Annotated in this window: 24 protein-coding genes and 1 tRNA gene; 14 read left to right on the top strand and 11 right to left on the bottom strand. The window is 36.2% G+C overall.

Translation table 11 applies throughout. From position 1 onward, the window contains the following. A complete protein-coding gene (locus SOI85_RS08690) occupies positions 1 to 2064 on the top strand; it encodes an ATP-binding protein (protein ID WP_320663996.1) in 2064 nt (687 codons plus the stop codon). 12 nt (positions 2065 to 2076) lie between these two features. Here the strand turns inward: SOI85_RS08690 and kaiC are convergent, their stop codons facing one another. Together kaiC and kaiB are read right to left on the bottom strand one after the other, a co-directional pair. Further along, the gene (kaiC, locus tag SOI85_RS08685; protein WP_414477787.1) at positions 2077 to 3606 is read right to left on the bottom strand and encodes a circadian clock protein KaiC; all 1530 of its coding nucleotides are present in this window, start codon (positions 3604 to 3606) and stop codon (positions 2077 to 2079) included. Positions 3607 to 3706: 100 nt separating this feature from the next. Continuing rightward, positions 3707 to 4024: a circadian clock protein KaiB gene (gene kaiB, locus SOI85_RS08680; protein ID WP_320663995.1), complete on the bottom strand. Its 318-nt coding sequence runs from the start codon at positions 4022 to 4024 to the stop codon at positions 3707 to 3709. Positions 4025 to 4191: 167 nt separating this feature from the next. On the opposite strand from kaiB, the gene rplU reads away from it, so the two are divergent. Together rplU and rpmA are read left to right on the top strand one after the other, a co-directional pair. Next, positions 4192 to 4653, top strand: a complete 462-nt coding sequence (gene rplU / locus SOI85_RS08675) for a 50S ribosomal protein L21 (RefSeq protein ID WP_320663994.1) — start codon at positions 4192 to 4194, stop codon at positions 4651 to 4653. Between the two features lie 38 nt (positions 4654 to 4691). After that, positions 4692 to 4955 (top strand): 50S ribosomal protein L27, encoded by a 264-nt coding sequence (gene rpmA, locus SOI85_RS08670; protein ID WP_320663993.1) that lies wholly within the window; start codon positions 4692 to 4694, stop codon positions 4953 to 4955. A gap of 39 nt (positions 4956 to 4994) precedes the next feature. On the opposite strand, the gene SOI85_RS08665 is transcribed toward rpmA, so the two are convergent. Continuing rightward, positions 4995 to 5741, bottom strand: coding sequence for a class I SAM-dependent methyltransferase (locus tag SOI85_RS08665; RefSeq protein ID WP_320663992.1), 747 nt, complete (start codon positions 5739 to 5741; stop codon positions 4995 to 4997). 102 nt (positions 5742 to 5843) lie between these two features. On the opposite strand from SOI85_RS08665, the gene truB reads away from it, so the two are divergent. Then, positions 5844 to 6776, top strand: coding sequence for a tRNA pseudouridine(55) synthase TruB (gene truB, locus SOI85_RS08660; protein ID WP_320663991.1), 933 nt, complete (start codon positions 5844 to 5846; stop codon positions 6774 to 6776). A gap of 112 nt (positions 6777 to 6888) precedes the next feature. On the opposite strand, the gene SOI85_RS08655 is transcribed toward truB, so the two are convergent. Then, the gene (locus tag SOI85_RS08655; protein WP_320663990.1) at positions 6889 to 8094 is read right to left on the bottom strand and encodes a SpoIID/LytB domain-containing protein; all 1206 of its coding nucleotides are present in this window, start codon (positions 8092 to 8094) and stop codon (positions 6889 to 6891) included. A gap of 102 nt (positions 8095 to 8196) precedes the next feature. Here SOI85_RS08655 and rnz point away from each other — a divergent pair, with 102 nt between their 5' ends. Further along, positions 8197 to 9153 carry a ribonuclease Z gene (rnz, locus tag SOI85_RS08650; RefSeq protein ID WP_320663989.1) on the top strand — a complete coding sequence of 319 codons (957 nt, stop codon included), beginning with the start codon at positions 8197 to 8199 and terminating at the stop codon, positions 9151 to 9153. Positions 9154 to 9228: 75 nt separating this feature from the next. Next, a complete protein-coding gene (locus SOI85_RS08645; protein WP_320663988.1) occupies positions 9229 to 9783 on the top strand; it encodes a pentapeptide repeat-containing protein in 555 nt (184 codons plus the stop codon). 115 nt (positions 9784 to 9898) lie between these two features. Here the strand turns inward: SOI85_RS08645 and SOI85_RS08640 are convergent, their stop codons facing one another. The 5 genes from SOI85_RS08640 to serA form a co-directional block, all read right to left on the bottom strand. Beyond that, a complete protein-coding gene (locus SOI85_RS08640) occupies positions 9899 to 10090 on the bottom strand; it encodes a hypothetical protein (RefSeq protein ID WP_320663987.1) in 192 nt (63 codons plus the stop codon). Between the two features lie 149 nt (positions 10091 to 10239). Further along, complete coding sequence (locus SOI85_RS08635) at positions 10240 to 10617, bottom strand: hypothetical protein (protein WP_320663986.1); 378 nt, start codon at positions 10615 to 10617, stop codon at positions 10240 to 10242. 126 nt (positions 10618 to 10743) lie between these two features. After that, a complete protein-coding gene (locus tag SOI85_RS08630) occupies positions 10744 to 11043 on the bottom strand; it encodes a ferredoxin (RefSeq protein WP_320663985.1) in 300 nt (99 codons plus the stop codon). 130 nt (positions 11044 to 11173) lie between these two features. After that, positions 11174 to 12082 (bottom strand): 50S ribosomal protein L11 methyltransferase, encoded by a 909-nt coding sequence (prmA, locus tag SOI85_RS08625; RefSeq protein WP_320663984.1) that lies wholly within the window; start codon positions 12080 to 12082, stop codon positions 11174 to 11176. Next, on the bottom strand, positions 12079 to 13665 hold the full coding sequence (gene serA / locus SOI85_RS08620) for a phosphoglycerate dehydrogenase (protein ID WP_320663983.1): 1587 nt from the start codon (positions 13663 to 13665) through the stop codon (positions 12079 to 12081). Before serA ends, prmA begins: the two co-directional genes overlap by 4 nt. 101 nt (positions 13666 to 13766) lie before the next feature. Here serA and SOI85_RS08615 point away from each other — a divergent pair, with 101 nt between their 5' ends. The 3 genes from SOI85_RS08615 to SOI85_RS08605 all read left to right on the top strand — a co-directional run bounded on the left by SOI85_RS08615 (position 13767) and on the right by SOI85_RS08605 (position 15324). After that, entirely contained in the window at positions 13767 to 14339 is a 573-nt protein-coding gene (locus tag SOI85_RS08615; RefSeq protein ID WP_320663982.1) for a hypothetical protein, read from the top strand. A gap of 56 nt (positions 14340 to 14395) precedes the next feature. Then, complete coding sequence (locus SOI85_RS08610; RefSeq protein WP_320663981.1) at positions 14396 to 15184, top strand: photosystem II S4 domain protein; 789 nt, start codon at positions 14396 to 14398, stop codon at positions 15182 to 15184. Between the two features lie 68 nt (positions 15185 to 15252). Then, positions 15253 to 15324: transfer RNA gene (locus SOI85_RS08605), tRNA-Val, on the top strand. Between the two features lie 29 nt (positions 15325 to 15353). On the opposite strand, the gene SOI85_RS08600 is transcribed toward SOI85_RS08605, so the two are convergent. Continuing rightward, positions 15354 to 15500, bottom strand: a complete 147-nt coding sequence (locus SOI85_RS08600; protein ID WP_320663980.1) for a hypothetical protein — start codon at positions 15498 to 15500, stop codon at positions 15354 to 15356. A gap of 107 nt (positions 15501 to 15607) precedes the next feature. Here SOI85_RS08600 and murD point away from each other — a divergent pair, with 107 nt between their 5' ends. From murD to SOI85_RS08575, 5 genes are all read left to right on the top strand, one after another. Next, positions 15608 to 17014 carry a UDP-N-acetylmuramoyl-L-alanine--D-glutamate ligase gene (murD, locus tag SOI85_RS08595; protein WP_320663979.1) on the top strand — a complete coding sequence of 469 codons (1407 nt, stop codon included), beginning with the start codon at positions 15608 to 15610 and terminating at the stop codon, positions 17012 to 17014. A 109-nt stretch (positions 17015 to 17123) separates the two neighbouring features. After that, positions 17124 to 17432, top strand: a complete 309-nt coding sequence (locus SOI85_RS08590; RefSeq protein WP_320663978.1) for an MATH domain-containing protein — start codon at positions 17124 to 17126, stop codon at positions 17430 to 17432. Positions 17433 to 17661: 229 nt separating this feature from the next. Beyond that, positions 17662 to 18027, top strand: coding sequence for a hypothetical protein (locus SOI85_RS08585; protein ID WP_320663977.1), 366 nt, complete (start codon positions 17662 to 17664; stop codon positions 18025 to 18027). A gap of 77 nt (positions 18028 to 18104) precedes the next feature. Further along, positions 18105 to 18335 carry a hypothetical protein gene (locus tag SOI85_RS08580; RefSeq protein WP_320663976.1) on the top strand — a complete coding sequence of 77 codons (231 nt, stop codon included), beginning with the start codon at positions 18105 to 18107 and terminating at the stop codon, positions 18333 to 18335. Positions 18336 to 18559: 224 nt separating this feature from the next. Continuing rightward, positions 18560 to 18685: a hypothetical protein gene (locus SOI85_RS08575; protein WP_320663975.1), complete on the top strand. Its 126-nt coding sequence runs from the start codon at positions 18560 to 18562 to the stop codon at positions 18683 to 18685. A 26-nt stretch (positions 18686 to 18711) separates the two neighbouring features. Here the strand turns inward: SOI85_RS08575 and SOI85_RS08570 are convergent, their stop codons facing one another. Then, the gene (locus SOI85_RS08570) at positions 18712 to 19071 is read right to left on the bottom strand and encodes a hypothetical protein (protein WP_320663974.1); all 360 of its coding nucleotides are present in this window, start codon (positions 19069 to 19071) and stop codon (positions 18712 to 18714) included. Positions 19072 to 19078: the final 7 nt, after the last annotated feature.

Here is a 19078-nt window from a genome sequence, read left to right as displayed (position 1 = left end):
ATGTCTAATAAAACCTCAAATTCATCTATACCAAGTAGTGAAAGTCCAAGCTTCAATCGTCCCAGTTGGTTGATATCTCTCAATCTTTGGTGGGCTGGTTTCAATCTGAGATCAAAGCTCCTAGCAATAGCAACTTTAGGAGTCAGTTTCATAATGACTTTAATTACATTCTTCGCTCTAAACGGTATTCAAAGAGATGCAGGGCTGAATGATACTAGGTATGCAAGAGACTTAGGACTTTTACTTTCAGGAAATGTCACTGAACTAGTAGCCAAAAAGCAAGACAGAGAGCTTTTTAACGTTGCAGAAAAGTTTTGGAGATCAAGCAGAAACCTGCGTTATATATTTTTTACAGATCCAGAAGGGATAATTAATCTAGGCATACCAGTTAGTGCAACTCCTTCAGATGTTGATAGCAACCTACAGTTAACAAGAAAATTACAAATCCCAGCTGAATTACAGAAACGCCCACAGTTTCCACTTGTACGGCAACATACAACACCTCAAGGTCAAGTTACTGATGTATTTGTTCCTATGATATGGAAAGGTGAGTATTTAGGAACTCTAGCTTTAGGAGTAACTCCTAACAAGAAAGCATTAGAGAGTGCTGCATTAACAAGAGAAGTCACAGTAGCTGTATTCATATCAATTTGGGTACTTGTAATAATAGGAGCAGTATTCAATGCGCTAACAATAACTAGACCCATTAGAGCTCTAGTAAAAGGGGTTAGAGATATAGCAAACGGAAATTTCAAATCTAGAATGTCCATTCCTATGAGTGGAGATTTAGGAGAATTATTAAAGGGCTTTAATGCTATGGCATCTCAATTAGAAGATTATGACAATGCAAATATTGAAGAGTTGAGAGCAGCCCAAGTTAAGCAACAATCCTTAATTGCAACCATGGCTGATGGAGCAATTTTATTAGACGAGGAAGGTAAGATTGTATTAGTGAACCAAACAGCTCGAAGACTGTTTCGATGGGAAGGACGAGACTTGGAAGGTCAAGAACTCCTTAATCTCTTGCCAGAAATCATTGCAAATGACTTGCATGCGCCAATTGCCTCACTTTTAGGAAATCTAGAAGATAGTGATGACCTCAGATGTAGCCTTGATGAACCACCAAGAACATTTAGAATCGTATTACAATCAGTTCGAGATTCAAGTGGGGAAACGTTAAAAGGTATTGCCGTCACTATTCAAGACCTAACCAGAGAAGTTGAACTAAATGCTGCGCAACGACGTTTTATAAGCAATGTCTCACACGAGCTGCGAACCCCTCTTTTCAATATCAAAAGTTATGTGGAAACATTGCACGATCTCGGGGATCAGCTTTCAGATGAAGAGCAAAAGGAATTTCTTGGAATTGCTAATTCAGAAACAGATCGGCTTACAAGACTAGTAAATGATGTACTAGATCTTTCTAAACTTGAATCTAGTAATACAGTTCAATTTGAATCGATTGATATCAGCCCAGCAATAGAGCAAACAGTCAGGAACTACAAATTAAATGCAGATGATAAGAATGTCAAAATAGTTGTAGACATAAGTGAAAGTATGCCTTTAGTTAGAGGTAACTGGGATTTATTGCTACAAGTCCTAGATAACTTAGTTGGGAATAGCTTAAAGTTTAGCAGCGATGGAGGAATAATTTCCTTAAAAGCATATCCATGGCCAGATACATGTATAAACTCTGTTAACACAAAAACAAGTGCTCCTCATTGCCAGTTAATTTCACCATTGCCAAGCTTGAGAATAGAAATAGCAGATACTGGATGTGGAATTTCTGGGGTAGACCAAGAAAGAATCTTTGAACGCTTTTTTAGAGTAGAGAATGCAGTACATACAGAAGCGGGGACAGGGCTAGGGCTATCGATTGTTCGAGGAATTATTGAAAAGTTAGGAGGGAAAATATCCATGGCAAGTGAGTCTGGGATAGGGACAACTTTTTGGTTTGAACTCCCTTTGAAAGAATCTGACAAAGAAGAATTATTCCTTAAATCAGCAAGAAAAAGTAGAGATTGGGATATGAAGCTTAATCCTGAAATCACTGAGACAACTTAATGTTATAACCTTTTATTTCTTTTCAATACTCTTAAAAACCCCAGGTAACTGATCTTCAGCCGCAATCCTATGAGGGGCTCCACTAAAGATTTGTTCGAAGTTAGAGAAAGAGTCCTTAATTTGAGGACCTTCATTGGTTATCAAATATTCACGAATCCTCTTATCATGCCATGAACCACGCATCTTAAATACATTAACCGCACGAGCCATTTCGCCTCTAATCTCTACATATTGTAGTAATAGAATAGTATCTGTAATAGTTGAAATATGAGAATCAGTTATTGAATGACTCCCCATAAATTCTTCTGCAGTGTTAGTGAAAAAGCCCGCGATTTCTTCTTGTTTTGCATAACCAGTTACTCCTATTACAAATTGTCTAAAAGCATTAAGGCTAACACCGCGAGCTAATGCTGACAATGAATCAATTGCCATTCTAGATGGCTTAAAATTAGCGATTTCCGTTTTAATTATTTGAAGGTGGTCTTCAAGACCTGTTGACTCTGGGTAAGCACAAATAATTTTCAAAAGACCATCTTCTTCCATTTTCTCAAAATCAATTCCCCAACTAGTAGAGTTACGTAGTAGTTGAGCACGAGATTCTTCATAGGCAAAAAGAATTGCACGCTCCTGATTCAAGTAAGCGTCTTCAATAAATTTAGAAACCAGCATTGTTTTACCAGTACCAGTAGCACCGGTAGCAAGAATAATAGAATCTTGAAAATATCCTCCGCCGCACATTTCATCTAAGGCAGGAACACCTGAACTTATCCGAACATTTGACGAACGTTGAGTTAACCGCATTGCGCCTAGCGGGAAGACGCTAATACCTTGAGTTCCCATAGTAAACGGAAACTCTCCTTTCATATGAGTCGTACCCCTTAACTTCAAAATTTCTACTGTGCGTCTCCTCCTTTCAGCTTCAAGTACATTTCTTAGAATAACCACATTATCTGAAACGAATTCTTCTACTCCATAACGAGCAATAGGACCATATTCATCAACTCTTTCAGTAGTCATAACAGTTGTAACACCTATTTCTTTTAATCTCGCTATAAGTCTAAAAATTTCTCTTCTTACAACATATAAAGCATCATATTGCTGAAAAACAGCTGTCATAGAATCAATAGCAACTCTTTTTGCTTTATATTTTCTTATTGCATAACTAATTCGTTCAATCAATCCTGATAAATCAAAATTCCCAGCAACGTCTTGTCCATCTGGGTCAGGAGAGGCATCAAGAATAAATAGTTTGTTTTGATCAATTAATTCTTGAAGATCCCAACCAAAGCTCGAAGCATTATTAATAATATCTAGTGGTGACTCTTCAAAGGTCACAAAAACTCCTGGCTCATCAAAGTGACAGATTCCATGGTAAAGGTATTGAAGAGAGAAAACTGTTTTACCAGTCCCTGAAGTTCCGCTAACCAATGTACTTCTGCCATTTGGCAACCCCCCCTGACATACATCATCAAAGCCTTCAATGCCCGTAGGTAGTTTTTGTACTTGCATTCCTGGTGGTAACTTTTCTCTAGAAGATCCCATAGAATCTCTGTTCTTTATAAAAGCTAGAGGAAAATTACAAGATATTCATTTATCTCATTTAGCCTTAAGAATCTGGTTAGTCATGTCCTCATCTCCCAACCTAATCTGGTGATTTATAGTCACCTTCCTTCAATTCGTCATAAAGCAAATCAAGTCCTATTAGAACTCTTTCTCTGTCAGAAAGGTCTCCAATAATTCTGCGTACAGGAGGAGGCAAAATCTTTGCCAATGTTGGTGTGGCAAGGATCTTGTCTTCTTCAGCTAATTGTGGATTCTTTAATACATCAATCACTTTCAAAGCATAAACTCCTCGAAATTCTGTCTCTAGAATTTCCCTGAGAGTTTTCAAAGCTCTCATTGAATTTGGAGTATTCCCAGCTACGTAAAGCTTGAGGATATATGTTTTGCGCGGACTCATAGAAATCACATAAGATTATATTCATATTTAAATCTTGACTAATTTATCCTTGAAAAGCGAGGATGTTAGTTTGTTTTCCGATTGCGATTCAGGCTTAATCGATTTATGTCAAACTGATTATTTTATTTCAGCAAGACTCTCGAGCCTGTCCGCGTCTTCCAAAACCAATGACGACACAAACATCCGATAAAAAAACTCTTGGCCAATATGCCATAGTTGAAACTTCTGGCACTCAGTTTTGGCTTGAGCCCAATAGATACTATGACCTAGACAGAATAAATGCAGATATAGATGAAAAAATAATTTTGAAAAATGTTCTTCTGTTAAGTGATGGGAAAACCGCAAAAATTGGTAAACCTTATGTAGAAGGAGCAAGGGTAGAGCTAAAAGTATTGGCTCATAGAAGAGGACCAAAAATATTGGTATATAAAATGCGTCCTAAAAAGAAAACTCGCAGGAAAAATGGACATCGGCAAGAGCTAACAAGGGTAATGGTTGAATCAATTTCAATTGGTGGCAAAGCAAAAAGCGAAGAAAAAAAGACGAAATCAACCAAAAGTTCAATAAAGACAAAAGAAACAGAAGATAAACCTATAACCCCTAAGACAGCCAAAAAAGGAGTAAACTGAATAAATAAATAAATTTCGACTAAATCTACTTACTACTAATGGCACATAAAAAAGGTACTGGTTCGACTAGAAACGGTCGTGATTCCAACTCCAAACGACTTGGAGTAAAGGCTTATGGTGGGGAGAAGGTCACAGCAGGCTCAATAATTATTCGTCAAAGAGGTACCTCAATTATCCCTGGAGAGAATGTTGGCCAAGGTAAAGATGATACTCTTTATGCGCTTACCGACGGAATTGTGAATTTTGAAAGCATTAAGCGCAAGCTTCGAAATAGGAAAAGAGTAAATATAGCAATTGCTTAAATAATTTATATCTTCCAATTCATCAACTAAATAATATCCTTAGGATTTCAAAGGTTTGTAAGCTCTAGTAGTTATAAGATATGGGTGAAAAACTTCAATAAAATTAGACTGAAGTGTATGAAAGAATTGATTAATCATACTAGGATCATCAAAATGAAAAGGATATTCACCATTATTTCCTTTAAAAAAGTACCAATTCATCAAAATTATTGATTGAGGTAACAAACGTTCTAAAAAGGTAATTAATTGAGCAGAAGGATCAGGCAGATGTTCTAGAACATCTAGACAAACCAAAGTATCAAATTTAATATCTCCTAAACTTTGTAAATCACGATAAACCGATAATTTTCCCGAAAGATTAAGTGATTCTGCCCTTGCCTTAACGAAATCTCTATTTTGTGGATTTAAATCAACAAACCAAACATGTTCTACGTTCTCTAGTGATGCCACTGCAAGTGCATGAGTGCCAATACCACCTCCAAAATCTAAAACCTTCCCTTTTGCAAACATCTCTTGAAGGCGCAAGGTATCTGCTATGTAATTTGCACTATTCAAATGCCAAGAAGCTAAATCAATTAAATGAGCATCTCCCACTTTTTTTTCATAAAAGTCAGAAGCATCTTCAGGGGTGAAAGACCCAGGATGTAGAGCCGCTAAAGCATCAATCCCATTAGGCAATTTAGATTCTAGTTGAACCACTGATATTTGAAGAAATTCAGCTAAATGACTCTTTAAATCAAATCCTGTCTTCAAAAATTCTTCAATACCAAGTTGTTTATTATTCATTAGTATATCCTTTCATAAAATAGTAATTAACTGGACCTATTATTCTCAAGTATGGCTTTTTCAATAAATTCATTGATTCAAATTTAACAGGAGACTTGTAAAGTGAATAATAATCATTTTGGTTTTTTAATTGTCGACAAACCTGAAGGAATCACTTCTCATGACTGCGTAAATGTTATTCGAAAGATTTTCAATACAAGAAGAGTGGGCCATGGGGGGACCCTTGACCCAGCAGTAACAGGTGTTTTGCCAATTGCAGTTGGAAGTGCCACTAGACTCTTTAAATATCTACCCAGCGGCAAAACGTACCAAGCAATTATCCAACTAGGGAAGCAAACTTTTACTGACGATATTCATGGAGAGGTTATCCTTGAGAAAGAATGGCCTCAAATAAAAGATATCTTTCTTGAAAAGCTTCTTGAAAATTTCAGAGGAAATATACAACAAAAACCTCCTTTGATTTCTAGTGTTCATTACAAAGGAGAACGAGCCTACAAAAAAGCAAGAAAAGGAGAGAACTTCGAATTACCTGAAAGGAACGTCTCGATACATAAATTACAGCTTTTAAATTGGGATCAAACTAGCGGTCAGATATCATTAAATATTCATTGTTCAACTGGAACATATATTCGTTCATTAGCAAGAGACTTAGGAGAAATGCTTGAGTGCGGAGGGTGTCTTTTGAGGTTACGTCGAACTGAATCGCAAGGGTTTCATGAAAAACAATCAATACTTCTTCCAAAGGTTAATAAGGACTTACCCACTGTTCCGAAACTAATTAATCCTATAAATGCGCTTAATCATCTAAAAAAAATGGAACTTCTAACCAAGGAAATTATTCAATCCTGGAGAATGGGACAAGAAATAAATATTTGCACAGGCTCGTCAACATTACTTTCAGAATCAATGACGCCTCAAAGTGATCTTCTAAAGCCTATAGCTGTAGTTAATTCAAATAATGAACTTGAAGGCATCGGTAGTTGGACTAAAGAGAATAGTATTAAGCCTAAAGTTGTTTTCAATGCAATCAGTTGAGATTTAATTTCAATCAAATCTCGATCAACGTAAATCAACTCAAAGTAGTTAATTCGGAACTTATAACTACCATATTATTGCCAAGAGAGAGATTCTTACAAGAGAACAAATTTTAATACGTCAGAATTTTAACATCATGGTAATAATGATTAAGAATCTGTCTGAAATTCGCTCCTTTTTTAGCCAGGCCATTTGCTCCCCATTGACTCATACCTACCCCATGACCTGAACCAAGTCCTGTGACCAATAATGAATATTCTTTGGGAGCTTTAGGCAGCGACTTAAGGGAGAACGAGCTGGCTCTTGATTTGTTTTTTCTTTCAATAGAAGCGTTTGGAAGCATTTCAAACTTAGCAAGTGTGCTTTTAAGGCCTAAACGTCTACGTAACTCATTTCCAGAAATAGATATTTTCCCTGAGGGCCCATAAATATTTGTCTGCTGTACTCTTCCTGTCTTACTTTTTTTTAATACTTGAATACTATTTACACCTCCAATCCCAGGAAAGATTCTCTTAAGTTCAGCTTGTTCAAAAACAGTTTTCCAACGAAATTTTGGATTGTTTTGATCATAGTCACGAACACTTTTCAAATATGGAAGCTGATATTTCCAAACATCTCCACTCCTCTCAGTTTGTCCACCTGAACTGCTGTGAAATACCGCACTAATGAGCTTACCTTCATGTTTAAGTACTAATGACCTCGTCCTACGGACTGCTTGTATAGTCCTTTTTGTTTCTGCTTCAATCCCCAAATAAACCTGGCTTGACTCAGAAGAATTGATATCAAATATATTGTTTTTTCCTAATCGCTTCAAAGCATAAGTTCTTGCCGCAACAGCTTGGGCTTGTAAAGCCGCCATTGGCCAATCTTTTGGCATCTCACTCCCTACCACACTCATAAGATATTTCTCTATACCAAGATGATTGACAACAACTAAGCTTCTGTTTTTTGTATTCACTCTTAATTCACCTCTATATCTTCGATTTCCTAGCCAGATTCCCCTTGGATCAGAACTTCTTACTTTTAAAGAACTCCCCAACCTCAATTTTGACCAATTATTAGACCCTTTACCTTCATCCCACATAAACTGATTATTATTAAATTTCAAGTTCACAGATTTGAGCCTTTTCAATCGACGAGAGGCTCCTGTTACTAAAAGTGGAATATTCCCATCAGCACGCAACCTAATTAAATTATTTTCCTTAACAAAAACGCGTATCACTGGCTCTCTTGCAGCGAAGGCAACCTGATCTGAAACAGGAAAAATTATTGCGATTCCTAAAGCAATACCACATCCAGCGCCACGCAATTCTCTCAAAAGTATTACCTCAAAATATAAACTTAACTTTGACGACAAGACAGTTCAATAATCTGTGGCCACACTTATAAATGTCAGCATGAACTTAAAGAGTCAAAGAACTTGCAGGTAACTTTCCTAGGAACAAGTTCAGGAGTTCCAACTCGGAATCGCAATGTTTCAGCAATGGCATTGCGACTTCCTCAAAGATCTGAATTATGGCTATTTGATTGTGGTGAAGCTACTCAGCATCAGTTCTTTCGAAGTGATCTTCGTCTTTCCCAATTGAAAAAAATATTTATAACTCATATGCATGGAGACCATATTTTTGGTCTTCCAGGTCTTCTTGCAAGTATTGGTTTAGCAGGCAATAGTTCAGGAATAAACCTTTATGGACCAAAGCCTTTAAAAGATTTTATATATGGAGTACTAAAAAGCAGTTCAAGTAAAATTTCTTATCCAATTAACATTTTTCCTATTGAAGAAGCCGCATATAACAGAAATCTATTATTAGAGGATGATGATCTTTTAGTGCACTGCATACCTTTAGAGCACAGAGTGCCCGCATTTGCATACAGAGTTGATCAAAAGCCAAAACCAGGCCGATTCAATCTTGAACTTGCACAGAAGCTAAGGATCCCCCCTGGACCAGACTATGCAGCCTTGCAAAGGGGAGAAGTGGTTACCCTTAAAGATGGTCGAATCTTTAACGGGAAAGAGTTTACTGGGCCATCAAGAGATGGGTTAAGCATGGTTTATTGCACAGATACTGTTTTCACAGAAAATGCGATAGAGATAGCGAAAGGAGCTGATCTGCTAATACATGAAGCTACTTTCGCTCATAAAGATGCTGATCTTGCCTATCAAAGAGCTCATTCAACAAGCACAATGGCAGCTCAAATAGCTTCTGAAGCAAACGTTGGACAATTAGCACTTACACATTTGAGCCCTAGATATGCGCCAAATAACGAAATTACTCCAAATGATCTTCTTAATGAAGCAAAGGCAATTTTCCCAAATACCCTTCTAGCAAAAGACTTTCTCCAATTAGACGTAAAAAAACGCTGCAACAGTTCGTGATCCCTTGTCGTTGGAGCCACCACCCCATGAAACAATGGTTGCGTTTGGTGCTTCCGTCAACTGCTGGCGTTTTAAATGGCCTCTCTTTTTTCTACCTTAAAAAGGTCCCTGACAAGACTATTAATCTTGTTACCAGTCGTACTGGGACTCATTATCAGTCCGCTGTCGGCAAATGCTCTATATCCCAGCGATCCATCGTCTGTAGATACACTCGACACAAATCTCCACGGTCAAAACCTTCAAAACACTGAGTACGTTAAATACGATCTCTCTGGGAAGGATTTAGGAGATGCTGATTTCACTGGCTCTTACTTTTCAGTAGCCAGTCTCAAAAATGCTGATTTAAGTGGAGCAAATTTAACTAACGTTATTGCTTACGCTTCTCGCTTTGATAATGCAAATTTGTCAAATGCGAACTTCACTGGGGCTGAACTTCTAAAAAGTATCTTCGATGGTGCAACTATCGATGGTGCTAACTTCACAGATGCTGTGCTGGACAAGCCACAGCAAAAATCACTCTGTGATAGAGCTACCGGCAAGACTGCAGAATCACTTGAATGTGGTGCAATCAGTTCTGGCTACGTTCCTGCTTCTGAAGGGCAAAATACATTCAACCCTGGAAGAGGCTAAAGAGCTAACAACTCTATAACCTGGCTAAATAAGAAAAGGGACCACATAAGTGGTCCCTTTTCTTATTTAGCATTGAACTAGGTCAAGAATAAAATGTCCGTTCAAAAAGAACCAATCACTTTGTGATCAAAAAGAAAGCAGCAGAAGCTGCTCCAATTGCGAAAACAGGAACACCCACAAGTAAATGTGCGGTTCCAAACCCAACACCTTTAGAACGCATAATAAAATAACCAACACCAGCTGCACCTGCAGCTAATGGGATTGCAGCAGAGGTTGCTGCAGCAACTGCGTGATAATCGAAATTCATGCACAAATATATTTTGTTAATACAGTATCCATCTAAATCAATAATTACGTATATGACATTTCTTTTAATGCTTCAAATCTTCATTTAAGAAAAATTAAAATATCTTATTTAATTTTTCCAATCCAATTAAGGGAAAGGGTTTTGAAGATTCACGCAGACTTGCAAGGATAAAGGTTTGAGGCCTCTCTAGACCTGGGATGCTTGCTATACCACCACTCTTGCATTACAGAATCAAATTTATTAGGAAACAACGTCATAACTGTTTCAATAGGCCTAGATCCAGGCTGGAAGATTTCCACAGAATATGAAGGGCATCTACGTGCAGCAATATCTGGAACGAATCTACTCCCAATCCTTCTCCAGCTTGGTTCTTTAGTCTTCCAAGACAGTCGACAACAAGGCCAAGGTAATTCATCTCGATCAAATAAACGGCAACAAGGACCTACTACTCGGAAGCTGTATTGCCCTCCCATACTTGTTTGAATACTTCCATGCTCAAGAAGAACATTGATATTATTTTCATCCATATTTCATTAAGGAGTAATTTTAAAAACAGAAAAATCCAATTGAATCAAAAGTTCCTTTATGAGGTTGGCAAGAAAATAGCCTTTTGCAACCTGGAATCAAAATATGAGTCATAAATATCATCTCTTTTAATAAAGTTCTTCTTCAGAGTGCGTCGAAATTGTGCAATCAGACGTCGGATAAGCGATACACATCAAGATAAACCCCTTATTCAATTGATCGTCATCCAAAAAGCTCTGATCAGATTGATCAACGCTGCCTGACAAAACCCTTCCAGCACAAGTTGAACAAGCACCTGCTCTGCAAGAGTAAGGAAGATCAATACCTTGTTCCTCTATGGCATCAAGGATGTATTGGTCATCAGGTACTTCAATGGTCTCATTTAGCCCTTCATTTTTATTTAATAATTTGATCTTGAATGAAGTCATTTGGAATAGAAGAAATTAATGTAATAAATATCACTTGTTTTGGTGACTAAATTCTTCAAGATGATTTTCTGATTTTCACTCATTAAAAGTAAAACCTGAATCAGTTTGGATTCTACATTGACTTTTTTTTTCAATCTCCATATATTTCTATTAATCCCCAATTTTCTTTCTCCCAGTATTTGGAAATTTTCCATCCATTACTTCTCAATACTTCAGAAAGCTCAGACATTTGACTAAGCAATATTCCACTCAACAAAGCTCGTCCATCTCTTCTTAAGATTTGATTAAAGTCAACTGACAACTTACTAATGACAGGAGCAAGAATATTGCATAAAAGTAAATCAACCTTGTTTTGCTGAAGTTTTGTCTGAAGTATTTCTAGAGAACCATTCAGAATAGTAAGAGTATCTTCATCAAAGTCATTTAGCAAAAAATTATTTCTGGTAGAACTCACAGCAAGACAGTCTATATCTGCTGCATATACTTTTTGAGCTCCAAAAGCAAGAGCTGTTAATCCTAAAATTCCACTTCCACAACCAAGGTCCACAACTGTTTTATTTAATGGTTTATTCCTATCAAGAGCTTCTAGACATAAGCGAGTTGACGGATGACTTCCAGATCCAAAGGCTGTCCCTGGGTCCATTCGAACGACCTTTCGCCCATCTACCCCTTTAGGGATATCAAGCCAAGCGGGCAAAATTAAAAGATGATTACCAATAGGGTCAGGTAACCAATATTTTTTCCAAGCTTCATTCCATTCTTCATCATTAATTTTTTGCCATTTTGAAGCAGGAAGATCTATTCCAAAAATTTCAGCAAGAGGGATAAAAGATGAGATTAATTCTTTTTTATCATTAATAGACCACTCTGAATCTGGAAGCCAAATAGATAATGTTTGCAATGACAGTTCTTCAGGTCCATGTTCAAAGGAATAGCTAGTTATTCCAAAACTTTCTAATTTCCAAGAAAGAGATTCTTCCAGCTCAAAAGGGATCTGAATCTGATAAAGCCATAAAAAACCATGTGATTTTTTTTTCACAAGGTTACAGACTTTGCTTGATTGATTCCAGAAATTGATAGAACAGATCCTAAAAGCTCAGAGGGGATAGGGTCATCAACGCTTAAAACCATTACAGCTTCCCCTCTAACAATTCGTCTACCAACCTGCATAGAAGCAATGTTAACGTTGTGTTCTCCCAATAAAGAACCTAATTTCCCAATTATTCCTGGCATATCACTATGTCGAGTAAACAGCATATGTCGACTGGGTGATACGTTTACGGGGAAATCATCAATACTTGTAATTCTGAGATCTCCATCCGCAAAAACTGTTCCTGAGACACTATTGGTTCCACTATCCCCGAAAGTAGTTAGTTGCAATGCGCCCCCTGAAAAATCAGGATTAAAGTCTTCTTTTACCTCAACAACATCAATTCCACGCCCCTTTGCTTCAAGAGACGCGTTTACATAGTTAATTCTGTCTCCCAAAGCATTAGTCAAAACACCTTTAAGAGTTGCTATTACTAAAGGTTGAGAAGGATGTTTAGCAAATTCACCTTGAAGTCTTACCTCTATCTTCTGAATTTGCCCTCCAGACAATTGATTAGCAAATAGGCCAAGAGTTTCCGCAAGTTGCAAATGTGGTTTCAAGCTATCCATAATTTCAGCACTTAATCCAGGAATATTTACAGCACTTCGCGCAGGTAAACCCTTTAAAACGTCTCTAATTTGCTCAGCTACATCAATAGCCACATTTTCTTGAGCTTCAGTTGTTGAAGCTCCCAAGTGAGGAGTCAGAATCAATCCTTTCTCAACGGATCTTAGTGGCGAATCATCACTCAACGGTTCGACTCCATAAACATCTAACGCAGCCCCCGCAATAACACCTGTATTTAGAGCTTTAGCTAAATCAGGTTCATTAATAATTCCTCCACGTGCACAATTAACCAATCTTGCAGTTGATTTCATACGTGACAACATTTTGAAATCAACTAAATTCTCTGTTTCAGAAGTTCTTGGCAAATGAAGTGTTATGTAATCTGATTTTTCAAATAGTTCTTCAAGATTACTTAAATTGACTTGCATTTGCTGAGCACGTTCTGCTGAAACAAAGGGGTCAAACGCCAAGATCTCCATTCCCATTGCCTTTGCAACTTTCGCGACATGAGAACCTATTTTGCCCAGTCCTACTACCCCTAAAATCTTTTTATAAAGCTCATTCCCGACATATTTTTTTCTCTGCCATGTCCCAGATAACATGCTCCCATGAGCTTGTGGAATATGTCGCGAAAGAGCTAAGAGCATTGCCAATGAATGTTCTGCAGCAGCAATCGTGTTTCCTCCAGGAGAATTTACAACTAAGATTCCTTTTCGTGTAGCGGCAGGCACATCAACATTATCAACGCCAACTCCTGCTCTCCCAATAATTCGAAGATTCTCAGCTTTCTCGATAACTTCGCTAGTCACCAAAGTGCCAGAACGAATCATCAAAGCATCGTATTCAGAAATTATCTGCATCAACTCTTCAAGTGAAAGCCCTAAACGCTTATCCACCTGAGAGACTTGGCTGAGAATATCTAAGCCTGCTTGGTCAATTGGATCAGAAACAAGTACTTTTGTCATTAAAGGCTTAAGGCTGCCGCTCTGAACTTTAGTGAGCTAAATGTTGCTTACCAGTTTTCTGAGGCCTAGGGTTCAAAATCCAAACAATTCAGGAGGAAATTGTGCCTATTTGCGTAGTTGTCTTCAAAGGCATTGAGGAAGCCAACGGATTAATTACAGAACTTCAAGGAACATCTGAATCCCCATTAAAAGTACAACTTGTTCGTCCTAGCTCTTTTGGAGAAAAGGAATTCAATCAAATGGAGGGATTGGGAAAAGAAATAAAAAGTGCGGTCAAAATATTTGATATTGATAGCGTAAAACTATTGAGTCCTAAACTCGCTAAGAAATTACGTCAAAAAACAATGGCATTCTGGCTAATGCCATTTGGGTTAATTACAGGGCTAGCATTTACAAAGATGACGGGCCTAAAAACATTCTCTCAATTTGGATTTGATCCAATTGCCGAACCATTAATTGGAAGTTTATTGGGTATGGGGTCTGGATGGATTGGTAGCTATGTTGCTTCTGGGAGTGTCAATCCAGAAATAAATGATGATATTCAAACTCTTCGTAAAACAAGCAAAGAAGGCAAATATTTACTCTTACTAGAAACTCCATTGGAGTTTGAATTACCTTGGAAACTAATAAAAGATTCTAATAACCTTAAAATTATTAGTTTAAATGATATTTAAATCGTCTAAAAATCTTCTTTTTGATTTAAAGGTATTATTTTTTTTAATTATTAAAAGTGAATTTACCAATTAAAGATTTATTAAAAGGTTCTTTAAATAAAAAAGAACTTCAATTAATACTATCTAAAGCTGAATTAGCTTTTAACTCATGGGAACCTATATGGACAAAATTTATTTCACCATTATTAAGAGAAGAAGTAGAAGAAAAGTTTAATCTTTTAAATGATATCGAATGCTTTTCTGACGGTGGATATCCATTGGCGGAGAAGAAGAGAATATGTTTTAGAAGAGCATCTAAAGAAAAGTTTTCAGAAGAAGTTTTATTACCAATAAAAGGAATTACTATAAAAGGGAACTTCTTATTTGATAGAGCTGAGAAATTAGATTTCAAAAATGCTTTGAACGCATTTGGTGTTTCCTCAGAAGATGTTGGAGATATATGGCTAATAAAAGACAGAGGCGCTCAAGTTATTTGTTCTCCTGAATCTGCCCTATTTCTAAATGGCAAAGTTGGATTAATAAGAGAAATAGAAATCAGGTTAGAAGCTTTAGAGCTTAATGAATTAAATTTCCCATTACAGAGATTACCCCGAAAGATTAATTCGGTAGAAGCATCCACTAGGCTTGATGCAATTGCTTCGGCTGGTTTCGGTTTATCAAGATCTAAGGTTGTCAATCATATAAAAGAAGGGCGTCTTCGATTGAATTGGGCAACCATAAAGCAATCCAGCCGACCACTCAAAGTTGGAGACCGAGTCCAACTTGAAGACAAAGGTTGTCTGGAAGTATTACATCTTGAACTAACAAAAAGGAACCGATGGAGAATTGAATTATTAAGGCAATGAGAAACTATAATTGAAAGGGAAAGCTTGTTTGATGAAAGAATAGAAGCTCTAATTAACAACTTTCTCACGGGCGATTAGCTCAGAGGTAGAGCACTACCTTGACACGGTAGGAGTCACTGGTTCGATTCCAGTATCGCCCATAAAATCCTTTTAAAAGCAACGAATTGATTTAACGATCAAACAATTGATGCTCTCTCAACCATTTCAACTCACTTTCTTGTTGTTGCCTCCTAATACCCATACAGTGATTACAATTACAAGCCTGACTTTGATGAGAAGCGTTCTGCAATCCTTTTTGCTTAAAGCTTGTAGTCATGTAAAAGGTCTAAAAAGTTATTTATTTAATACGATCTAAGCAAGGAGAGAATGTTCTTGCCAGTCCTTTAAGTCCAATCTTCAACAAGTCTCTAATTATTAATGGAATTGGTTAAGAAAAAAAACTCAAATGCAATATCAGTTGTTATTGGCTTAGGTAAATCTGGAATAAGCGCTGCCAAGCTATTGAAAAAAAAAGGTAAAAAAGTAGTAGTGATAGAAAAAGAAAGAAGTAAAGAATATTTAGAGATTTCAAAAAGGTTAGAAGTTTTAGGAATTACTGTAGCACTTGGAAAATCTCTAGTCATATCAAGCTTTTATCCATGGATTGAAGATATTTCTGAAGTAATTACTAGTCCAGCAATTCCATGGGATCACATGACATTAGTTCAATTGAGAAATCTAGGAATAAAAGTGCAGGGGGAAATTTCTCTTGCCTGGGAAAATCTTAAACACATTCCTTGGATTGCGATAACAGGTACAAATGGAAAGACAACAGTTACAGCAATGATTAATCATGTTTTAAAGAAAAATAATATTAACTCTCTTATGGGAGGGAATATTGGCTATCCAGCATCAGAGATTGCATTAAATGAATTAAATAATGGGAAAAGTATTCCATCCTGCTTAGTCATGGAATTAAGCAGCTACCAAATTGAATCAGCCTCAGAAATCACTCCGCAGATAGGAATATGGACAACTTTCACACCCGATCATTTAGAGCGCCATAAAAACATAGATAATTATTTTAAAATCAAAAAAAAGCTTATAGATCAATCATCTATACGAATTTATAACTCTGATGATGAATATTTAAATAATCACAAAGAAAAACTAAGTGATGGGATATGGATAAGTGCACAAGGAGAAGAAAATGGAGGCTTCAGAACTGCTTACTGGATCAATCAAGCAGGCATAGTTTGCGAGAAAGAAAGTGAATTATTCCATTCATCAATTCTTTCAATGCCAGGAGAGCATAATCTTCAAAATCTACTAATTGTGACTGCAGCATTGCGAAAACTAGATCTTTCAGCTGAAGAAATTAAATTTGGCCTATCAGATTTCTACGGGGTCCCACATAGGCTCGAATATATTGGTAAAATAGACAACATCAAAGTATTTAATGACAGCAAAGCTACTAACTATGATTCAGCAATAGTTGGACTTAAATCCATTCAAGATCCATTAGTAGTTTTAGCTGGTGGAAAAATAAAGCAAGGCGAACCTTCTAAATGGCTTGAACAACTGAATAAGAGCGCATGTAGTATTTATCTATTTGGCGAGTCAGCTCAATCACTTAAAGAATTAATCTTAGAGTCAGGTTTTAAAGCACATTTATCTATTCATAGAAGTCTTACTGAAGCTTCTTTTGCCGCTTTCAAAATGGGAAAAGGCCTTGGAGCTTCAAGTATTTTGCTTTCTCCAGCATGCTCTAGCTTTGACCAATATCAAAACTTTGAAGAAAGAGGAAATGATTTCAAGGAGTTATTCAAGAAATATAAAGAGAAAGTATAAAAAAAGAACGGAAAAACTTTTAACAAAATAATGGCCGGTGATTACACCCTTTAAATCACTGGAAATTCTTCAGCTTAATTGTTAATTTAAAAAAGTCGCGAGACGAACAATGCAAGATCTACCATCACCCCCTACTTCTATTAGCCACAGAGAATTAAGTTCTCTTTTAAGCAAAGCTTATAAAGATAAGGGCGAAGAAAATACTAAATCAATCAAGCAGCAAAGAGAATTAGAAGAATACAAAGAACTAATTGATAGTTGGAAAACATTAAGCAAAGAGCTACTATCTAAACTTGAAAAAAAAGGAGAATACCTTGCAGAAGGCAAAGACAATAGTTCTATAATGGCTTTGGGTGCAATGGAAGTTCACCTAAATATGGCACTTCAAGCCTTAAAAGCCTCAGAGAGAACGGGTTAACAACCTTATTTTATTAAATAACAAATTAAGGTTAATTAAAGCATAAATTTTTAGTTTTCAATCTTTAAATTGTACTTGCAATAAGCAACAAACTATATTCACTATAAAAAAACTAATGATATAAAATTCAACTACGTCCTATAAAAGGGTAGTGTATGTAATGACAAGTTCATAACCTAAAAGTTTGGTCTCTTTGAACAAGAACTCCTTCTCACTAATGCCGAAGGAAGTGGCATCATCGATTTCTCATTTGAATACACAAGAGAGAGATAAGAGTGAAATCATTGTTTATGCACATCTTTTTGGCGTAATTGGAGATTGGTATATCTGCGAAATATCTAATGATGGCAAAACAGCTTTTGGTTATAGAAACATAGCGGCAGAAAAAGAATGGGAGATGGCAAAATGGATCGAAAACTATGAGGGATGGGGGGAATTCTCAATCGAAAGCTTGCAAAAATTGGTGAATGAAGAATTCTTAAAAGAACAAGATATACGGTTTTTAATAGTTAGAGATATCTATTGGGAGAAAAGAAAGTTTTCAGAAGTGGATACAGAGGAATCAACTCTTAATTATCCTGGATCTGACTATTAAGCACATTTTCAATTATTCCTTTAACAAAGTATTCAAATGAATAATTACTTTCAAATTCAGTATCTTTGGAGGAAGTAATGAAAAAAAAAGACTCTTCAGAAAAAATTTTTTATGCTTTGTCTAAAGCTGTAGAAAATAATGACCCGAATGCAGCCAAAAGAATCAGGGAAATTCTTAATTCATCAGAAGATCCTTCTGAGATGAGATATTTAGAAGGGCTATTAATGATGCTAGGAGAATCCCCTGGAGAACTCGAAGACCCTCCAGATATTGAAGATGACCAAGAAGAGTACTGGGAGGAATACTAAAAAGTAGAAGCCAAAATAATTCTATTAACTTGATCTCTAATAAAATAAAAATTTGAATTAATTAAAAAGGTGAAAATACCTAAGTTTTTTAGCCCATAGACAAATCCTTCTTGAATTACTAAAAATAAATAAGAGGCCTATAAATTTTTTAAATAAAGATTTCAAGGCTTCTAGATCATTTTGGATTTAAATGATCATATTCAATTCTAATCAAGGCAAAGATTATGACTCAAATTGAACCTCTAGTTCCAGTATTACTTGGCGGGACATTAGGGTTACTTGCTTTGCTAGGGATGCGTGAGTTCATTAAAGAAAGCTCTACTGCATTTAACAAAGGGAAGCCTACATAAGGCAAGATTATATTAATTGAGTAAAATTATTGATTATATATAATGTCAACCAAAGTTTTAAATTCCTCTCTATGTTTTAGTATTTGTTTCCCATTATTAAAACCATTGGATTTCAATTTTTGAATAAAGTCTGTAGTTAAACCAAAATCATCAACAGAACTGGAGGCATTATCAAAGTTTTGTAAAACTCTATTTATTTTTTCTAAGACTGAATCATATTTTTCGCATTCTTCTTTTGTAATAAATCTGCTACCGTCTTTGGCTATAAAAAACTTTTTATCGGTTTTTCTAAAAAATAATATAGTAATAAAAACTAATAGCAAGATAGATGGTATACCTATCCAAATTAGATTAAATTGAGTTAATGCGAAAAGAGAGTTAAACATAAACTGT

Origin of the sequence: Prochlorococcus sp. MIT 1223 (assembly GCF_034092465.1) — a bacterium.
Taxonomy (GTDB): domain Bacteria; phylum Cyanobacteriota; class Cyanobacteriia; order PCC-6307; family Cyanobiaceae; genus AG-402-N21.
Note: the sequence above shows the minus strand (reverse complement) of the source record. Positions and strands in the feature narration are given on the sequence as shown.